The organism is Pseudoalteromonas sp. MER144-MNA-CIBAN-0113 (genome assembly GCF_040308965.1).
GTDB classification, from domain to species: domain Bacteria; phylum Pseudomonadota; class Gammaproteobacteria; order Enterobacterales; family Alteromonadaceae; genus Pseudoalteromonas; species Pseudoalteromonas tetraodonis.
Map to the genome: position 1 here is coordinate 1 of NZ_JBEOOG010000086.1, position 15,963 is coordinate 15,963.

Below are 15,963 nucleotides of genomic sequence, written 5' to 3' on the forward strand. Positions count from 1 at the left end.
CGTTTTTGACGAATTCTTTTAATTGTTGATTAATATTGAAATTTTATTCTATCAACACAGAAATGGATCACAGCCACGAATACCCAGTGCTTCACCACCGGCTGGACGCCCGGGTAATGCACGTAAATTCCATGCCATTACGTCAAAGTGAACCCATGGTGTATTTGGCTCTACAAACTCTTTCAAATAAAGCGCAGCGGTTATTGCGCCACCAAATGGCGTACTTGCACAGTTAGCCATATCAGCCACATCGCTTTTCAAAAATGGTTTGTATTGCTCGAATAACGGCAATTGCCAAACAGGGTCGTTAACTTGCATTCCCGAGTCCATAATGGCATTTGCTACAGCGCGATCCGTTGAGAAAAATCCCGGTAACTCCGTACCTAACGCAATACGGCACGCACCGGTTAATGTAGCAAAATCTATGATTAATTCAGGATCATCGTTTTGTGCTTCGCTTAGTGCATCACACAGCACTAGTCGCCCTTCTGCATCGGTATTGTCTATTTCGACCATAATACCTTTACGGGTTTTTACTACATCGCCAGGGCGAAATGCATTACGCGAAACAGCATTTTCAACCGCAGGCACTAAAACACGAAGGCGTATTGGTAAGTTAGCGGCCATAATTAGCTGAGCCAGGGCAATAACATGCGCGGCCCCACCCATGTCTTTTTTCATGTTGCGCATGCCTGAACTGGGCTTTAAATCCAGTCCACCGGAATCAAAACACACGCCTTTACCGACTAACGTAATTTGTGGCGCATCGACTGCCCCCCATTTCAAGTCAAGTAATCGTGGTTTATTTTCACTCGCGCGCCCTACCATGTGAATAGTTGGGTAATTTTGCTCTAATAACTCATCACCTACCCACTGTGTAAATTCACCGTCGAATGTATCTGCAAGGTCACTCATTACCTGCGATAAATGCTGCGGCATCATATCGGCAGCTGGGGTATTAACTAAATCGCGTGCTAAATTAATGGCATCCGCTTGTTGTTTTACTTGTTCATATAATGTTTTATCAGCAATGCCAAGCTGAGCTTTCGCTGTGGCTTTTTGCTTGTACTCACTAAACTCATAACCACCTAACACAAAGCCTAAAGCAAGTTGAGCAACTAAAGACTCATCACCTTGAATTTGATAACAACCCGCAGGTAATTTACTGGCAAGCTCGCCAGCAGCCCAAAAATCATCAGTGCTTTGCATTACACAAAATACCTGACTTAGTTCACCCGTTTCTGGGTTTGGTACTAGTGCGAGTCCTGATTTTTCAAAATCGGTATTTGCAAGCCAACGCTGCACAAAGCTTGGTTGCTGAGTAAGCCAGTCTGTTAATTCATTTTTAACAATAAAAGATAGAGGAATTCCTGAAGAGGTATGACGAAGTAAAGCACTCATTAAATGACTCACATAATAGAAAATGATGCCTTAGCATATCAATAAGCACTATTAAAAGGTATAGCTAATTATGTTCTGCTAGCTTACTTCTTCTTTGAGGGCGTTGAGTCTTGCTCTTGGTTTTGTTGAGCCATTTCTTGATCAATTTCTTTAATCGGCTTATTCATACTAAAAGAACTCGGTAATACATCAACACCTACTAACTGCCCTAGTTTAACAACCAGTGGAATAGTTAATGGTGCAAACGGTAATAACGCAAAAACGCCTAGCCCTAGTCCTTTTAATATATCAACAAACTGCTCGTTGGCGCGTTTTAGTTCTGCTTTATTTGTTTGCCCTTGGGTATAACGCCTATAAATTATTAGCATTTCTTTGGTTTCTTGCCTTTCTTGGGCAAGCGCAATTTTAAGCGCGACCATAGCACGACGAAAGCGTAGTTGTTGTCGCTTTTTACTTATTTTAGCAACCCGCCAGGGTGCACGATGGATAACTTTATATAATCGCATAGCCTGTATTCTCACACAGCGCTTTCAGTTCACAAAGAATAATTTACACGCTTTATTCAATCATTTATTCTTAAAGTTCATTTTCCTCAGTTTTAATTAAAAACATGCAAAAAAACATACCCAACACTAAACCCGAAAGGCCAAAATCTGATGAGTGCTGCGGCGGCGGTAGTTGCTGTCCATGTGTATGGGATGAGTACAAAGAAAAACTTGCACAGTGGAAAAAACATCATGGTGAAAATATCAATAGCAAGTCAGTTTAATTCAATAATAGAAAGTAGCTAAAATAGCTTATTTAATTAATAACTATGTATCAATGCCTGCTTTTACCCCTTTTCCCTGCCCTACTTATGATTAACTCTGCGTTATTTTTAGATAAATCATTTGTTTCAACTTGTTAAATAGTGGTTAATTACCCATTGCCCTCTTTAGTTTTTTTATCTATAGTCTATTTCGAGGACTCACAGGAGGTGCGCTTAGTTTATTAAGCTTTTAGGAGTGAGTTAGCAATATCTTCTCCCCATTGAATGTGAACCGTCCACAATAAAGTCATTAAATAGACTATACAAATCAATTCTAACTGGGGATATTTAGAATGAAATTAAAAAGCAATGCGCTTCAACAGGCCATCAAATTTGCTCTAGCAACAACAGCCGCAGGCTTATTTGTTTCTGGTTCAGCAATTGCTCAAGAAGAGCAAACCGAAGTTAAAGTTAACAAAAATGTAGAAAAAATTGCCGTAGTAGGCACGCGCTCTGCGCCTCGCTCTATTGGTGACTCTCCTGTACCTATCGATATTATTGGTGGTGAAGAGCTAAGTAAATCAGGTAACACTGATATGCTAGAGCTATTAAAAGGGGCTATTCCTTCTTTAAACGTACACTCAATGCCAATCAGTGATGCTGCTTCATTAGTGCGCCCTGCAAACTTACGCGGACTACCTTCAGATAGCACACTAATTCTACTTAACGGTAAACGTCGTCACCGTGCTTCAGTTATCGCCTTTTTAGGTGGTGGTATTAACGATGGTGCGCAAGGTGCTGATATTTCAGTTATTCCAAGTATTGCACTGAAACAAGTAGAAGTACTTCGCGATGGTGCCGCTGCACAATATGGTTCTGATGCGATTGCTGGGGTTTTAAATTTCCAACTTAAAGATGCCTCTGAAGGCGGGTCATTTGAAGTTCGTAAAGGCCAATATTACGAAGGCGACGGTGATACAACCCAAATTTCAGGTAATGTGGGTTTACCGTTTACCGATAGCGGTTTTGCAAATTTAAGCTTTCAGTACAAAACAGCCGATGCGACCAGCCGTTCAGTTCAACGCTACGATGCAACTCAACTTATCAAGGCTGGAGTACCAGACATTGCTCCGATCACTCAAGTATGGGGTGCACCAGAGGTAGATGACGACATCTCTATCTTTGGTAATGTTGGCTTAGAGCTTACTAATGACTCACAATTTTATATGTTTGGTAACTATTCTGAGCGTGATGTACGTGGTGGTTTTTATTACCGTAACCCGCATACTCGCCCTGGTGCATACTCAAACGATGGTGGCGAAACACTGCTTGTTGGTGATTTAACCGGTGATATGAGCGGTAACTGTCCAACCATTATGATTGATGACAACGTTCTTGATAACCCTGACTACATTAATGGTGTAGCAAATAACCCTGATTGTTTCGCATTTAACGAAATGCTTCCGGGCGGTTTTACACCAAACTTTGGTGGTAATATCACAGATACGTCACTCACTATTGGTACTAAAGGTGAGTTTACTGGCGGCTTTTTAGAAGGCGCTTACTATGATTTAAGCGGTACTGTAGGGTATAACGAATCTCGCTACTTTATATACGACACAATCAATGCATCATTGGGTCCAGATAGCCCGCGTGACTTTAGCCCAGGTAAATATGAACAATTAGAGAAAAACTTTAATTTTGATATTTCAAAGGGTTTTGACTTTGACTTAGCTTACGATGTAAACATTGCCGGTGGTTTAGAGTGGCATGAAGAAACCTTTACCGTGGTATCAGGCGATGAAGCTTCGTTTATAGCAGGCCCACTAACTGATCAAGGTTTTGGTATTGGTTCTAACGGTTTCCCTGGGTTTAAACCATCAGATGCAGGTGAATACGACCGTCGTAACTATGCAGCTTACATTGATATTGAAGCGCCATTTACTGAAGAGTTCTTAATGGGCTTAGCGCTTCGCTACGAAGATTACGATACCTTTGGTTCAACCACTAACTATAAGTTAATGGGTCAATACCACTTGACTGAAGATCTAAATATTCGTGGCTCTATCAGCACCGGTTTCCGTGCACCTACCGTAGGCCAAGCGAATGTTAGTAACGTACAAACTAACTTAAGCAGTGGTGTACTGGTAGATTCAGCTTTGTTACCACCTACAAACCCAATTGCTATTCAGCTTGGTGGTACTGAACTTGATCCTGAGGAATCACAAAGCTATACCTTTGGTGCGGTATACACCATAGGCGATTTATTCTTAACAGTTGATTACTACAACATCCAAGTAGATGATCGTATTAGTCAGTCAGATAAAATAGAACTTAGCCAAGCAGATAAAGACACGCTCGAAGCTGCCGGTGTACCTAACGTACAAAACTTAGCGCAAGTTAGTTTCTTTACCAATGACTTTGATACCACTACTCAAGGTGTTGACTTAGTGGCTAACTACTCAGCTGAATTATTCAATGGTAGTTCTACATTTAGCTTAGCGTACAACTGGAATGAAACAGAAGTAACACGCTCAAGTGATATCACAGGTGCATTTAAAGTAAGCCGTCTTGAAAATGACTTACCTAATCACCGTGCAACACTGAGCTGGGCACAACAATGGGAAAGCTTTTCAGCATTTTCTCGCCTTAACTACTTTGGCGAATACCAAGGCGTTCACGTAGATTATGATGAAACAGCTAAAATGGCTGACGCAGCAGTCACGTTAGATGTTGAAGTCACTTACTTCATGAATGACTCAATTAGCTTCTCATTGGGTGCACAAAACCTACTGGATCAAGAAGCAGAGAAACTTGATTTCACAGTGGCACCAAATAACAACTGGGGTGGTAAGTACTACGAAACATCTCCATACGGAATTAATGGTGGCTTTTACTACGCTAAAGCAACCTATACTTTCTAATATGTGTTAATGATAATCAAAGGCGATATGTGTAATGCATTTCGCCTTTTTATTACCCTTTATAAACCCATTTAAAATGACTTTTACACTCGCATTTTTTGTGACTTTGGGGTTATAGTTAATAAAAAGAATATTGTTTGAATTATGTTACTAAAAAAAGCGGATCAGTTATTAGCACAAAACAAGCTTAGAGAAGCTGAGTTTCATTACAAAACGCTTTTACAAGCAGAGCCTGATAATGGTGATGCCCTGTTTGGCCTAGGTAAGGTGGCGCTGCGTTTAGAACAATTTGATGCCGCTGTGTATATACTACAACGAGCGTGTCAGCACCTCCCTTATGTATTGGAACCTTTGTATGCATTAAGTGATGCATTTAATGCAGTTAACTCCCCTGAAGATGCGCAAAAAGTACTCGAATACGCAACAAGTATTGCCGCAGACAACCCAGATACCCATTATTATTTAGCTCAGCACTATTTAACCTTTGGCGAGCTCGATAAAGCACAGTCAACGCTTGAGGAAGCATTAAAGCTTGGAATAGCACCGGTTACGGCTTATGTTTTATTTGAATTGGTACAATTAGGGCGTTTTAATAAAGCAAATAATTACATCGATCAGTTACACCACTTTTTAACTCAAACAAATAACATACGCTTAAAAATGGTCTGCTACTATGCTTTAGCTAAAAGTTACGACAAGTTAGAGGATACTGATCAAGCGTTTAACTATTTTGTGATTGCCAATCAGCAACAACGTAAACTCAGTGAATTTAATACTGAAGATTTAATTGAGTTTTATGACCAACTTATTGAATATAACAATGAAAGTGTGCTCAATTTAGCAAAACTGAACAAACAGTACCCTGTCACACCCGTGTTTATTATTGGTATGCCACGAAGCGGTTCAACCCTACTCGAGCAAATGTTAGCAGGGCACAGTCAATGGACAACGCTTGGAGAGGACACCAGTATTAGCAATAAGATAGTGGCTTTTTTAGAACATAAAACAGGATTACGCTACCCTCAATGTTTAACTAAACTAACAACGCCTTTAATTAACCAAGCCAGAGCTATTTATTTAGATACGTTAAATTCTTCGGGGAGCAACGGCACATATGTGATCAATAAACTGCCTAGCAACTACCAAAACTTAGGGTTAATTTATATTTTATTCCCAGATGCTAAGTTTATTAACCTGACCCGCAACTTTCACGCAACCGCATTTTCAGTGTTTACTAATTACTTTGCTGAAAACGAACCCTATTTTTGTGATTTAAATGAATTTGCTTTGTACCATCAGCTTTATGAAAAACTAATGAGCCATTGGCAGCAATTTAACCGCTTAGCTATTTATAATTTAAGTTATGAGCAGTTAATTGAAAGTCCCAAGGAACAGTTAACCGCACTATTGAGTTTTACTGGCTGCGAATTTGAACAGACTTGTTTAGACTTTTACAAAAACAAAAGCGCCGTTACAACGCTCAGTAAACATGCCATCAGGCAACCTGTAAATAACAAAAGCCTTGATAAGTGGCAGCGTTATGAAGCCCCTTTACTTAGTTTGCTCTCGTTGCCTCAAACCAATTAAGCACATCCATAAACTGCTCTTGGCGTGCCTGTGGGTGAGTAAGCATATTAATATGGTCGTAATCTACTTTGTGCCCAAAGCGGCGGCCATATATTTGCATTTTTTGCACCCCAGTACCTGATTCATCAATAAACTTTTGAATATCGATAGGCTGTGCCAATGCTTTATCTTTTACTGCCGCAATATGTAACGTTGGAGGAAGCGTGAGGTTTGCTAATGTTTTAGCGTAGTCAAAGCCGTCATCACTGTCTATCCAAGGATTTTGCTTAGCCCACTGCATACTTTGATAATGCGACTTTTGAGTTTCATCATCACTGCCCCACTTTAAGCGTTTTGCTGGTAAATAACCGTGTTTTTTCGCTAATATTGGCGCCATAAAATACCAAATTAAATTGGCCTGAAATAACTTTTTAGGGTGGTTATTAAATAGCGAACGCTTTGAACCAAAATAGGCACACGCTTTTACATCGTTTATCAGCTCAGGGAAGCGAGCAAACACGCTATTAAGCAACACCCCACCCCAAGAATGAGCAACTAAAAAGTCAGGTTTTTTACTCTCTAACTGTTCAATTTTTTCAATAAATGCCGGAATATCTTCAACAATCGCCTCAGTTTGTCCATACCGTGCTTGCTTACAAATAGCAGGTTTACTTTCACCACGCCCGCGTAAATCAGCGACATAACAACAATATCCATGTTCAGCTAAAAAAGGCGCTAACCCTTTATTACTATGAGTGTAAAATATTTTGCCATTTTCTACCGCACCATGAATTAATAACACCACAGGGCCACTTGGCTTCTGGTTGGCGATACGGCGTAAATGCAGTGTTTGATGGTCATCTAATTTAATAAAAACAGACTCTTGAGTAACTGCCAAAGCGAATTCCTTATAATTGCTAACAACTCATCCTACCAGTAATGTCTGGTAAGCCAAAGGGAAAATTATGCACTTTTTCTGTCTGTATTTGTTACTATTGGCTTTTATTCCTGTTGTTAAAAAAGCCTCATGAAAGCAAAATCAACTCGTTCTAAATTACATCCGCGCAATCAACACAAAAATGGTTACGATTTTAATTTGCTTACCTCGCAAACCCCTTCGTTAACTGCTTTTTTAATTACGACGCCAGCAGGCAATCAAAGTATTGATTTTAGTAATAACTTAGCTGTAAAAACCTTAAATCAGGCGCTATTAAAAAGTCATTACAACATTAACTTTTGGGACATACCTGAGCACAACTTATGCCCACCTATTCCAGGAAGAGTTGACTATATTCATTACTTAGCTGACTTACTCAGCGAAGATAATCAGCAGGTGATTCCCACTGGCCGACAAATTAAAGTGCTTGATATTGGCACTGGCGCTAACTTAGTTTACCCACTAACAGGCAGTAGCGAGTACCAGTGGCATTTTACCGGTAGCGACATCGACTTAGCAGCAATAAAAATAGCCAAACAACTCGCTCAGTTTAACGATTTAAAAATAACGCTTAAACAACAAAAAAATCCCGAGCATATTTTTAAAGGGGTGGTTAATGCGAAAGATTTGTATCATTTAACGATGTGTAACCCGCCATTTCACGCCAGCGCAGAAGAAGCCAATAAAGGCAGTGAACGTAAATGGAAAAACTTAGGTAAAGCCCCCAGTAACGCCCTCAACTTTGGTGGCCAAAGTAATGAGTTATGGTGTGAAGGCGGCGAACTGGCCTTTATTTCTAACATGATCAAAGAAAGCGCTCAGTTCAGTGAGCAAGTGATCTGGTTCACCTCGTTGGTTTCTAAAAAAGAGACCCTTGCTGCTTTACAAACACAGCTAAAACAGCTCCCTATTTGCGACTATAAAATCGTTGAAATGGCACAAGGGCAAAAAGTCAGTCGCTTTATTGCGTGGAGTTATTTTGATAAAACGACCCGTGAACAAATTTGTGAAGAATTCATATAACAACCATAAGGACTACTCATGAAAGATTTTCGCTCAGACACAGTGACCAAGCCTTGCAATAAAATGCGAGATATTATGTATCATGCCCCGGTTGGCGATGATGTATACGGCGATGATGAAAGCGTTAACCAATTGGAAGCCTATGCTAGATTGCGCTTTAATGTAGAAGATGCACTTTTTTGTAGCTCAGGCACGCAAACAAACTTATTGGCATTAATGGCACATTGTGAGCGAGGTGATGAGTATATTTGTGGGCAAAGTGCTCATAACTACAAGTTTGAAGGCGGTGGCGCTGCCGTTTTAGGCTCTATTCAACCACAGCCTATTGAAAATGAAGCCGATGGTAGCTTGTGTTTTACTAAAATTGCTGCTGCAATAAAACCCGATGATAGCCACTTTGCGAAAACGCGATTACTGAGCCTTGAAAACACCATAGGTGGCAAAGTACTGGGTATTGATTATTTAATTAAAGCACGTGAATTTGTTGATCAACATAACTTAGCACTGCATTTAGATGGCGCGCGAGCATTTAATGCCGCAGCCGAGCTTAACCTTGATATTAAAGAAATCACCAAACATTTTGATTCAGTCTCTATTTGTTTATCGAAAGGCTTAGGTGCGCCAGTTGGCTCATTATTATTAGGTTCTGAGCAGTTAATCGCTAAAGCAAGACGCTGGCGTAAAGTGCTTGGCGGCGGTATGCGCCAAGCGGGTATGTTAGCTGCTGCGGGGCAATATGCGTTAGAAAATAACACTCAACGTTTAGTCGATGATCACGCTAATGCGCGTTATTTAGCACAGCAGTTAAGTGAAATTTCAGGCTTTGAAGTAAATATGAGTAATACCACAAATATGGTTTACGCTACGTTTGATAACAGCATAAACATCACAAAGCTAGCAGCCGATTTAAAAGCACATGACATTGTGTTTAGCCCAAGTAAGCAACTTAGGCTAGTAACCCATTTAGGTATTACTAAAGCGGATATAGATATCTTTATTAAAGCCTTAACGGCCCATATTTAACGCCGCTTTGTAATGCTTGCGGCACACCGATTCATAACGGTCGTTGCCGCCAATTTCAACTTGATTACCATCGGCAATAGCCTCGCCATTTTCATCGGTACGTAATACGTGATTTGCTTTGCGCCCACAATGACACACCGTTTTAAGCTCAATTAGCTTATCAGCCCAAGCAAGTAAATACTGTGACCCTATAAACAGCTCCCCTCTAAAGTCGTTACGCAATCCGTAACACAATACGGGTATACCTAACTCATCGACTACATCGGTTAACTGCATAACTTGGTCTTTTGATAAAAACTGACATTCATCCACCAGCACACAATGACGTTTTTTAGCTGCATTAAGAGATTGAATAAGCGCAAATACATCTATATCTGCATCATAAATATGCGCATCTGCTTGCAAGCCAATACGTGATGATACTTTACCCACTCCGGCTCTATCATCGATAGCCGCCGTGAGGATCACCGGCTCCATACCACGTTCTTTATAATTAAATGCAGATTGTAGTAAGGTGGTTGATTTACCTGCATTCATTGCAGAGTAGTAAAAGTATAATTGCGCCATTGTCGTGCCTTCAAATAAAAAGTGCGCTTATGCTACCTTAAAGTGCTCAGAATACAAATTTGGATACGTTATTTAGCTATTTATTTTGCTTCATGCTCTAGTAACCATTGCTTGCGCTCTAAACCACCTGCATAACCAGTTAGTTTTTTATTTGCGCCAATAATACGATGACACGGCACAATAATACTGATTGGGTTTTTACCATTTGCAGCCCCTACCGCTCTCACAGCTTTAGGGTTGTTTAACTGCTCGGCAATATCTTTATAAGTCGCCACTTTTCCAAAGGGTACGCTACACAGTGCCTGCCATACGCTTTGCTGAAATGGCGTGCCGCCAGTATCAAGCTCTAAATCAAACTCAGTACGCGTATGAGCAAAGTACTCATTAAGCTGCGCCACACAAGATAAAACATGTGAATTAGTCACCTTATTTAAAGGCGTACTGATATAACTGGCCGGTGGATAAAACCCCACATAACTAATACCGTTTTCAGTTGCCTGAATAATAATATCGTCAATCGGGCTTGGTAAACTGGTTTGCACTATCATAATTGCTGCCAAAGTTGAAAAGTTAAGTAAGATCGAAATGGTGCACAGTTCGCAGATTCAAAAGAGCGTGCTGCCGCTTGTGCCTTTTTAACGCCTAAATCGCCATCAAGTAAAATATCGGGCTGGCTTTGACCGCGCAGTTTTGCGTAATTAACCGTCCAAGGGCCAATTCCTTTTAACGTAAGCCATTGGTCTAAATCATCCTCCTTGGGGTGGATAACACAAAATTCAGCGAGGTTATGCAGTGCATTTTTACGTGCCTGCGGCATTTTAAAAAAAGCAAAATCACTACCTGCCACTACTTCAGGTGTTGGAAAGTACACCTTTCCCTCTTGTTGCTCTGAAAGCCGTTGCACTAATTGAGTCACTAAATTATGCGCCGCAGTTACACTCACCTGCTGACCTAACACAGCGCGAATACCCGCTTCAAAGGTTGACCAAATACCCGATAACCTTAAGCCTTTAGTAAGTGGAAATGCATTATTAATGTGTTCGCTTAAATGCGCCGCAATTAAATAAGTATCTGCATCTAAATCAAGTACACGGCGAATGTTGTTAATAACTGGCTGTAAATATTGCGTATTATCTATATCAATTTGCACTCGAAAATGATGTTTATCTGCAATAAATTCAGCATTAAAGTGGCCTCTACACGATTTATAAGTAAAAGTACGCCCATAACTGGTTGGCGTTAACCACTCTATTGGCTCTATAAGTCGTTTTGCTAAAAACCCATGCAATGCTTGCCAGTTATACGGCGGACGAAAAGGCAAAATTAAGGTGAGCCCAAGATCAGTTGAGTGCTTGGCGGTTCTGAGCGCTGAGGGCGCGATATTAAGTTGTTTTAAAAAAGCATCATTGAATCGTCGCACACTTTTAAAGCCGGAAGCAAACGCTATCTCGGTAAGCGGTAAGCTGGTTTCTTGAATCAATTTTTTTGCAAAATGGCATTGATTAAATAACCGATATTGCGTGATAGAAATGCCAAAATATTGAGAAAATAATCGCCTTAAATAACGGCTACTTATTCCTAAACGCGTGGCGAGCTTTTCGCAGTCGTGCTGATTATCCTGATCAATTAATTGCTTGGCTCGTAGAGCCGTTGTTTTTGTTCCCTGCCAAGCCGCACTACCTGGTGCACTATCGGGCCGACAACGAATACAAGGCCTGAAACCAGCTTGCGCGGCAGAGTGCGCAAACTGATAGTAAACCACATTTTTTTCGTGAGCTGTGGGCGCAGGGCAAATTGGCCTGCAATAAATACCGGTACTTTTAACGGCTACATAAAAAAGCCCATCGAAACGAGCATCACGACTTTGACGTGCTTTTTGCCAGTGCTGATCACCCATAAAATGCTCTTGTAAATTAGGTAGCGCTTAGCTTAGCAAAAACTAAGCGTATTACTGGCCATATTCGGCACTAATCTTTATTTGCAAAATCAATTAATGCCTGACCCGTTAAACGATATATAATCCATTCATTTTGTGGCTCAGCGCCCATGCTATTATAAAAATCAATCGCGGGTTTATTCCAATCAAGTACCACCCATTCAAAGCGACCACAGTCTTTATTGATTGCTCTGTTTGCCAGTTCTTTCATAATGGCTTTACCAGCGCCATTTCCGCGGCTATCAGGGCTCACGTATAAATCTTCTAGATAAAGACCATTTTTACCTAACCAAGTCGAGTAGTTGTAAAAATACACGGCAAAACCAATTGGCTCATCATCTTGTAAACATATTAAACTGTGCGCCGTTGCGCCCTCACAAAACAGGGTGTTTAAAATGGCTTGCTCATCGGTTTTAACTGCATCAGGTTCTTTTTCGTAAATAGCAAGCTCATTGATAAAGTGTAGAATTGTTTTTGCATCACTTTGCTTTGCATCGCGAATTTCTATTGCTGTGTTCATTGTTATTGACCCTTAAAAAACTACTTTTATGCCTGGTAAGCATCTAATTTAATATAAAAAGTGCTTAACTAATTATGATAATTTAAGCCATTAATACATTTATTTATACCCTAGCATATCGTTTTATATTCAATAAGTAACGTTCATGAGCTTATTTCAATTTATTCATTAGGGCATTAAAAAAACAAATTAAAACAACGCTTTTATATATGGCAAAAAGTTGTCATTATGAGTACACAGTAAAGCAATGAGGAAGTTTAACTAAAATGGGTCATGGTCATTCACACAGTCACGTTGATGATAACCAAAGTGATAAACAGCTCACTCTTGCCGTATTTATAAACGTTTTACTGACTGCAGTGCAAGTTGTTGGCGGCGTATTTTCTGGTAGCCTTTCATTAATTGCCGATGCATTACATAACCTAAGTGATGCGGCCTCAATTTTTATCGCCCTCGTTGCTCGAAAAATTGGCAATAAGCAAGCTGATACAACCCACCATTTTGGCTACAAACGTGCAGAAATACTAGCAACTCTTTTTAATAGCACCACGTTAATAGTCATCGGTGGTTATTTAATTTTTGAGGCCATAAGTAGTTATTTAAACCCTCAACCTATCAATGGCTGGATCATTGTGTGGGTTGCTGCAGTAGCGCTATTCATTGATTTAGTCACTGCATTATTAACCTTTAAAGCCGGCACTAAAAACAACATGAATATAAAGGCGGCGTTTATTCATAATGTGTCTGATGCCATGGCCTCTATTGTGGTTATTATTGCGGGTACTTTAATTATTTTATACCAGTGGTATGTAGTTGATTTAATAGCGACGATATTGATATCACTGTATGTTATTTATCACGGCGTATTATTACTTAAAGCCAGCTGCAGCATTTTAATGCAGGCAGCCCCCATTGGTTTTGACCAGCAACTTATCAGTAAAAAGTTACTGCAACAGTTTGCCATTACTCAAATAAAATCAATAAAAGCATGGCAACTCGACGATAACACCACACACTGTGAAATTGTGATGCAAACAGATACCCTTATTGAGCTTAACGCCATTAAACATTATTTACATGATGAATTTGCAATTGAGCACTGTGTAATCGAGTGTTACTAATCACTGTTTTCAATAACCAAAATGATTACATTAAAGCTCTAAGTAGGTTTACTTATATATTAGATAGACTTCTCAGCGGTTTTTATTTAAACCGCTACAAAAATACGATAGATAAGTATTATCACAAATTAATTAAAGAGTACTGATAGTTGCTGCTGCAAGGGGCAGCATTAAGTTTTCAGCTTTATCTGCTTTTTTCACGGATATTTGTGTAAACAATAAATGTCCACTTCCCTGCTCCTTAGCCTTTCTTACTTCATTAATTACAGAGCCGTGAGCTGGGTGCAAAGACATCCCCCCGCTACAATAGCAATAATTAGATTACGAGAGTGGCTACAAAATAAATTGAGTGAAAAAACTCAGTTGTGTAAATATTTCAGTTTTACTGTATTCATCCCAGAATTCGAAGTAATAAAGCGTAAAAGAACAACCTCAACACTTAGAATAGCTGCAATACTTTACTTAATAACCTTAGTAAGTATGCCTTTTTATGTTATAAAAAATGTAACTTGCTGATCTAAAATACAAATAGCAACTTGTCCATTTATCAACCAGCAATGCAAACTTAAACGAGAATCAAACTCAATATTAACCATATGATTTATAAGTAAATTACTTGCAATTCTGTGCCTATATACTAGACTAGCCACAATTAGAATTTTTAGGATAAGCGCTATGAAAGGTAATCAAAAAGTAATCGACGCCTTCAATACATTGTTAGCTAACGAATTAGCTGCTATTGACCAGTATTTTATTCATTCTCGTATGTACGACGATTGGGGCTTAAACAAACTTTATGAGCGTCTTAACCATGAAATGGAAGAAGAAAAAGATCACGCTGATTGGCTAATTAAGCGTATTCTTTTTTTAGAAGGCGTACCAAACATGACCAAACGTCGTGACCTCTTAATTGGTAACGATGTAAAAAGCATGATGCAAAACGACTTAACCTTAGAACTTGAAGTGGTTGAGTGTGTTAAAGAAGTTATTGCCATCTGTGAACAACAGCAAGATTATCAATCTCGTGAAATTCTAGAAAAGCTATTATTTGATACCGAAGAAGATCACGTCTACTGGTTAGAGCAACAACTGGGTCTGATTGACAAAATTGGCACTCAAAACTACCACCAAGCTCAAATGGGCGAATAAGGACTTACATTATGAAAGGCGATAAAGACGTTATTGCAGCACTAAATAAAGTACTTGCTAATGAGCTTGTGGGTATTAACCAATACTTTTTACATGCACGCATGTTTAAAGATTTTGGTTTTAGTAAACTAGACAAAGCTGATTACAAAGTATCGATACAAAAAATGAAAAACGCCGACCGTTTAATTGAGCGTATTTTATTTTTAGAAGGCCTACCGAACCTTCAAGATTTAGGACGTTTACGTATAGGCGAAAACAGCGAAGAAATGATTGCCGCTAACATGAGCTTTGAGCTAGATACTATAGATGAGCTACGCACAGCCATTAAGCTAGCTGAGAGTAAAAAAGATTACATTAGCCGCGAAGCGCTCGATAACATTTTAAATGAGCAAGAAGAGCAAATTGATTGGCTAGAAACACAGCAACTGCTGATCAAAAACACTGGGCTTGAAAACTACTTACAATCGCAACTGTAAGTTAAAGTTATAAATACAAAAAAAGCAGCTAAGGCTGCTTTTTTTATGTTTAATTTTTAAATGTTATACCAATTCGTTTAGGTAGGCCTATTTATGTAGATTACTATTAAGCCACTTGATCGGTTATATCTGCAATTTGAATCAGTTTACGATTGAGGATCTTTTTAGTACAACAACAACACTTACCGCATTGGCTGCCCACTTTAAGCTCTTTAGTTAGCTCGCGCATGGTAGTAGCACCATCGTCGATGGTTTGCTCAATTTTTTTATCGGTCACACCGTGACAAAGACAAACATACATGAATACAAACAACTCTCAATTTCATTTAGTAGGTTTATATTAATCTAAACGAAAATAGTTATCAATTGGTTTTTTATAAAATTTGAATTTTTTGCATTTTTTTTGACCAGTGCCACTTAAATTGGGAATTCGCGGCAGCTTGAGAATTGTTTGAATTTCATTCGAAGTATGGCAATTAAATTGAGATTTATTAACTAACCTGAGCTTCGGATAAGAAATTACTAATTTAAAGGAACTAAATGCTCGTTCCATGATCCGATCATTCGACCAA

17 protein-coding genes are annotated in these 15,963 nt (G+C 39.3%); 8 read left to right on the plus strand and 9 right to left on the minus strand.

Annotated features, from left to right (window positions below; all coding sequences use genetic code 11):
• Positions 1 to 51 precede the first annotated feature (51 nt).
• Together AAEY57_RS16675 and AAEY57_RS16680 are read right to left on the minus strand one after the other, a co-directional pair.
• On the minus strand, positions 52 to 1,401 hold the full coding sequence (locus AAEY57_RS16675; protein ID WP_350608303.1) for a leucyl aminopeptidase family protein: 1,350 nt from the start codon (positions 1,399 to 1,401) through the stop codon (positions 52 to 54).
• A gap of 83 nt (positions 1,402 to 1,484) precedes the next feature.
• Positions 1,485 to 1,907 (minus strand): hypothetical protein, encoded by a 423-nt coding sequence (locus tag AAEY57_RS16680; protein WP_033104136.1) that lies wholly within the window; start codon positions 1,905 to 1,907, stop codon positions 1,485 to 1,487.
• Between the two features lie 104 nt (positions 1,908 to 2,011).
• Between AAEY57_RS16680 and AAEY57_RS16685 the strand changes: the two genes are divergently transcribed.
• From AAEY57_RS16685 to AAEY57_RS16695, 3 genes are all read left to right on the plus strand, one after another.
• Complete coding sequence (locus tag AAEY57_RS16685) at positions 2,012 to 2,170, plus strand: oxidoreductase-like domain-containing protein (protein ID WP_076921669.1); 159 nt, start codon at positions 2,012 to 2,014, stop codon at positions 2,168 to 2,170.
• A 332-nt stretch (positions 2,171 to 2,502) separates the two neighbouring features.
• Positions 2,503 to 5,073 carry a TonB-dependent receptor plug domain-containing protein gene (locus AAEY57_RS16690; RefSeq protein WP_273002601.1) on the plus strand — a complete coding sequence of 857 codons (2,571 nt, stop codon included), beginning with the start codon at positions 2,503 to 2,505 and terminating at the stop codon, positions 5,071 to 5,073.
• A gap of 144 nt (positions 5,074 to 5,217) precedes the next feature.
• Positions 5,218 to 6,660 carry a tetratricopeptide repeat-containing sulfotransferase family protein gene (locus AAEY57_RS16695; protein ID WP_350608304.1) on the plus strand — a complete coding sequence of 481 codons (1,443 nt, stop codon included), beginning with the start codon at positions 5,218 to 5,220 and terminating at the stop codon, positions 6,658 to 6,660.
• Here AAEY57_RS16695 and AAEY57_RS16700 read toward each other — a convergent pair.
• Positions 6,629 to 7,537: an alpha/beta fold hydrolase gene (locus tag AAEY57_RS16700; protein WP_024602403.1), complete on the minus strand. Its 909-nt coding sequence runs from the start codon at positions 7,535 to 7,537 to the stop codon at positions 6,629 to 6,631. The two genes, AAEY57_RS16695 and AAEY57_RS16700, sit on opposite strands and share 32 nt — an antisense overlap.
• Before the next feature lie 129 nt (positions 7,538 to 7,666).
• Between AAEY57_RS16700 and rlmF the strand changes: the two genes are divergently transcribed.
• Positions 7,667 to 8,599, plus strand: coding sequence for a 23S rRNA (adenine(1618)-N(6))-methyltransferase RlmF (gene rlmF / locus AAEY57_RS16705; RefSeq protein ID WP_350608305.1), 933 nt, complete (start codon positions 7,667 to 7,669; stop codon positions 8,597 to 8,599).
• Positions 8,600 to 8,617: 18 nt separating this feature from the next.
• The gene (ltaE, locus tag AAEY57_RS16710) at positions 8,618 to 9,622 is read left to right on the plus strand and encodes a low-specificity L-threonine aldolase (RefSeq protein ID WP_350608306.1); all 1,005 of its coding nucleotides are present in this window, start codon (positions 8,618 to 8,620) and stop codon (positions 9,620 to 9,622) included.
• On the opposite strand, the gene AAEY57_RS16715 is transcribed toward ltaE, so the two are convergent.
• From AAEY57_RS16715 to AAEY57_RS16730, 4 genes are all read right to left on the minus strand, one after another.
• Positions 9,605 to 10,189, minus strand: coding sequence for a thymidine kinase (locus tag AAEY57_RS16715; protein WP_350608307.1), 585 nt, complete (start codon positions 10,187 to 10,189; stop codon positions 9,605 to 9,607). The genes ltaE and AAEY57_RS16715 overlap by 18 nt on opposite strands.
• A gap of 80 nt (positions 10,190 to 10,269) precedes the next feature.
• Entirely contained in the window at positions 10,270 to 10,737 is a 468-nt protein-coding gene (locus tag AAEY57_RS16720; protein ID WP_064663838.1) for a methylated-DNA--[protein]-cysteine S-methyltransferase, read from the minus strand.
• Positions 10,734 to 12,086: a DNA-3-methyladenine glycosylase 2 family protein gene (locus AAEY57_RS16725; RefSeq protein ID WP_350608308.1), complete on the minus strand. Its 1,353-nt coding sequence runs from the start codon at positions 12,084 to 12,086 to the stop codon at positions 10,734 to 10,736. The genes AAEY57_RS16720 and AAEY57_RS16725 overlap by 4 nt, the downstream gene beginning before the upstream one ends.
• A gap of 70 nt (positions 12,087 to 12,156) precedes the next feature.
• On the minus strand, positions 12,157 to 12,645 hold the full coding sequence (locus AAEY57_RS16730; RefSeq protein WP_350608309.1) for a GNAT family N-acetyltransferase: 489 nt from the start codon (positions 12,643 to 12,645) through the stop codon (positions 12,157 to 12,159).
• 266 nt (positions 12,646 to 12,911) lie between these two features.
• Between AAEY57_RS16730 and AAEY57_RS16735 the strand changes: the two genes are divergently transcribed.
• Positions 12,912 to 13,766, plus strand: a complete 855-nt coding sequence (locus AAEY57_RS16735) for a cation diffusion facilitator family transporter (RefSeq protein WP_350608310.1) — start codon at positions 12,912 to 12,914, stop codon at positions 13,764 to 13,766.
• A 132-nt stretch (positions 13,767 to 13,898) separates the two neighbouring features.
• Here AAEY57_RS16735 and AAEY57_RS16740 read toward each other — a convergent pair whose 3' ends face one another.
• Complete coding sequence (locus AAEY57_RS16740; RefSeq protein ID WP_013463108.1) at positions 13,899 to 14,060, minus strand: hypothetical protein; 162 nt, start codon at positions 14,058 to 14,060, stop codon at positions 13,899 to 13,901.
• A gap of 381 nt (positions 14,061 to 14,441) precedes the next feature.
• Here AAEY57_RS16740 and bfr (AAEY57_RS16745) point away from each other — a divergent pair, with 381 nt between their 5' ends.
• Both bfr (AAEY57_RS16745) and bfr (AAEY57_RS16750) read left to right on the plus strand, forming a co-directional pair.
• Complete coding sequence (bfr, locus tag AAEY57_RS16745) at positions 14,442 to 14,915, plus strand: bacterioferritin (RefSeq protein ID WP_008466858.1); 474 nt, start codon at positions 14,442 to 14,444, stop codon at positions 14,913 to 14,915.
• A gap of 11 nt (positions 14,916 to 14,926) precedes the next feature.
• A complete protein-coding gene (gene bfr / locus AAEY57_RS16750) occupies positions 14,927 to 15,391 on the plus strand; it encodes a bacterioferritin (RefSeq protein ID WP_350608311.1) in 465 nt (154 codons plus the stop codon).
• A gap of 106 nt (positions 15,392 to 15,497) precedes the next feature.
• Here bfr (AAEY57_RS16750) and AAEY57_RS16755 read toward each other — a convergent pair whose 3' ends face one another.
• Entirely contained in the window at positions 15,498 to 15,692 is a 195-nt protein-coding gene (locus AAEY57_RS16755) for a (2Fe-2S)-binding protein (RefSeq protein WP_010389142.1), read from the minus strand.
• Positions 15,693 to 15,963 lie beyond the last annotated feature (271 nt).

Bases quoted from the DNA above. Each gene is read 5' to 3' on its own strand.
- AAEY57_RS16675 (WP_350608303.1), bottom strand. From the start codon at position 1,401: ATGAGTGCTTTACTTCGTCATACCTCTTCAGGAATTCCTCTATCTTTT.
- AAEY57_RS16680 (WP_033104136.1), bottom strand. From the start codon at position 1,907: ATGCGATTATATAAAGTTATCCATCGTGCACCCTGGCGGGTTGCTAAA.
- AAEY57_RS16685 (WP_076921669.1), top strand. From the start codon at position 2,012: ATGCAAAAAAACATACCCAACACTAAACCCGAAAGGCCAAAATCTGAT.
- AAEY57_RS16690 (WP_273002601.1), top strand. From the start codon at position 2,503: ATGAAATTAAAAAGCAATGCGCTTCAACAGGCCATCAAATTTGCTCTA.
- AAEY57_RS16695 (WP_350608304.1), top strand. From the start codon at position 5,218: ATGTTACTAAAAAAAGCGGATCAGTTATTAGCACAAAACAAGCTTAGA.
- rlmF (WP_350608305.1), top strand. From the start codon at position 7,667: ATGAAAGCAAAATCAACTCGTTCTAAATTACATCCGCGCAATCAACAC.
- ltaE (WP_350608306.1), top strand. From the start codon at position 8,618: ATGAAAGATTTTCGCTCAGACACAGTGACCAAGCCTTGCAATAAAATG.
- AAEY57_RS16715 (WP_350608307.1), bottom strand. From the start codon at position 10,189: ATGGCGCAATTATACTTTTACTACTCTGCAATGAATGCAGGTAAATCA.
- AAEY57_RS16720 (WP_064663838.1), bottom strand. From the start codon at position 10,737: ATGATAGTGCAAACCAGTTTACCAAGCCCGATTGACGATATTATTATT.
- AAEY57_RS16725 (WP_350608308.1), bottom strand. From the start codon at position 12,086: ATGGGTGATCAGCACTGGCAAAAAGCACGTCAAAGTCGTGATGCTCGT.
- AAEY57_RS16730 (WP_350608309.1), bottom strand. From the start codon at position 12,645: ATGAACACAGCAATAGAAATTCGCGATGCAAAGCAAAGTGATGCAAAA.
- AAEY57_RS16735 (WP_350608310.1), top strand. From the start codon at position 12,912: ATGGGTCATGGTCATTCACACAGTCACGTTGATGATAACCAAAGTGAT.
- AAEY57_RS16740 (WP_013463108.1), bottom strand. From the start codon at position 14,060: ATGTCTTTGCACCCAGCTCACGGCTCTGTAATTAATGAAGTAAGAAAG.
- bfr (WP_008466858.1), top strand. From the start codon at position 14,442: ATGAAAGGTAATCAAAAAGTAATCGACGCCTTCAATACATTGTTAGCT.
- bfr (WP_350608311.1), top strand. From the start codon at position 14,927: ATGAAAGGCGATAAAGACGTTATTGCAGCACTAAATAAAGTACTTGCT.
- AAEY57_RS16755 (WP_010389142.1), bottom strand. From the start codon at position 15,692: ATGTATGTTTGTCTTTGTCACGGTGTGACCGATAAAAAAATTGAGCAA.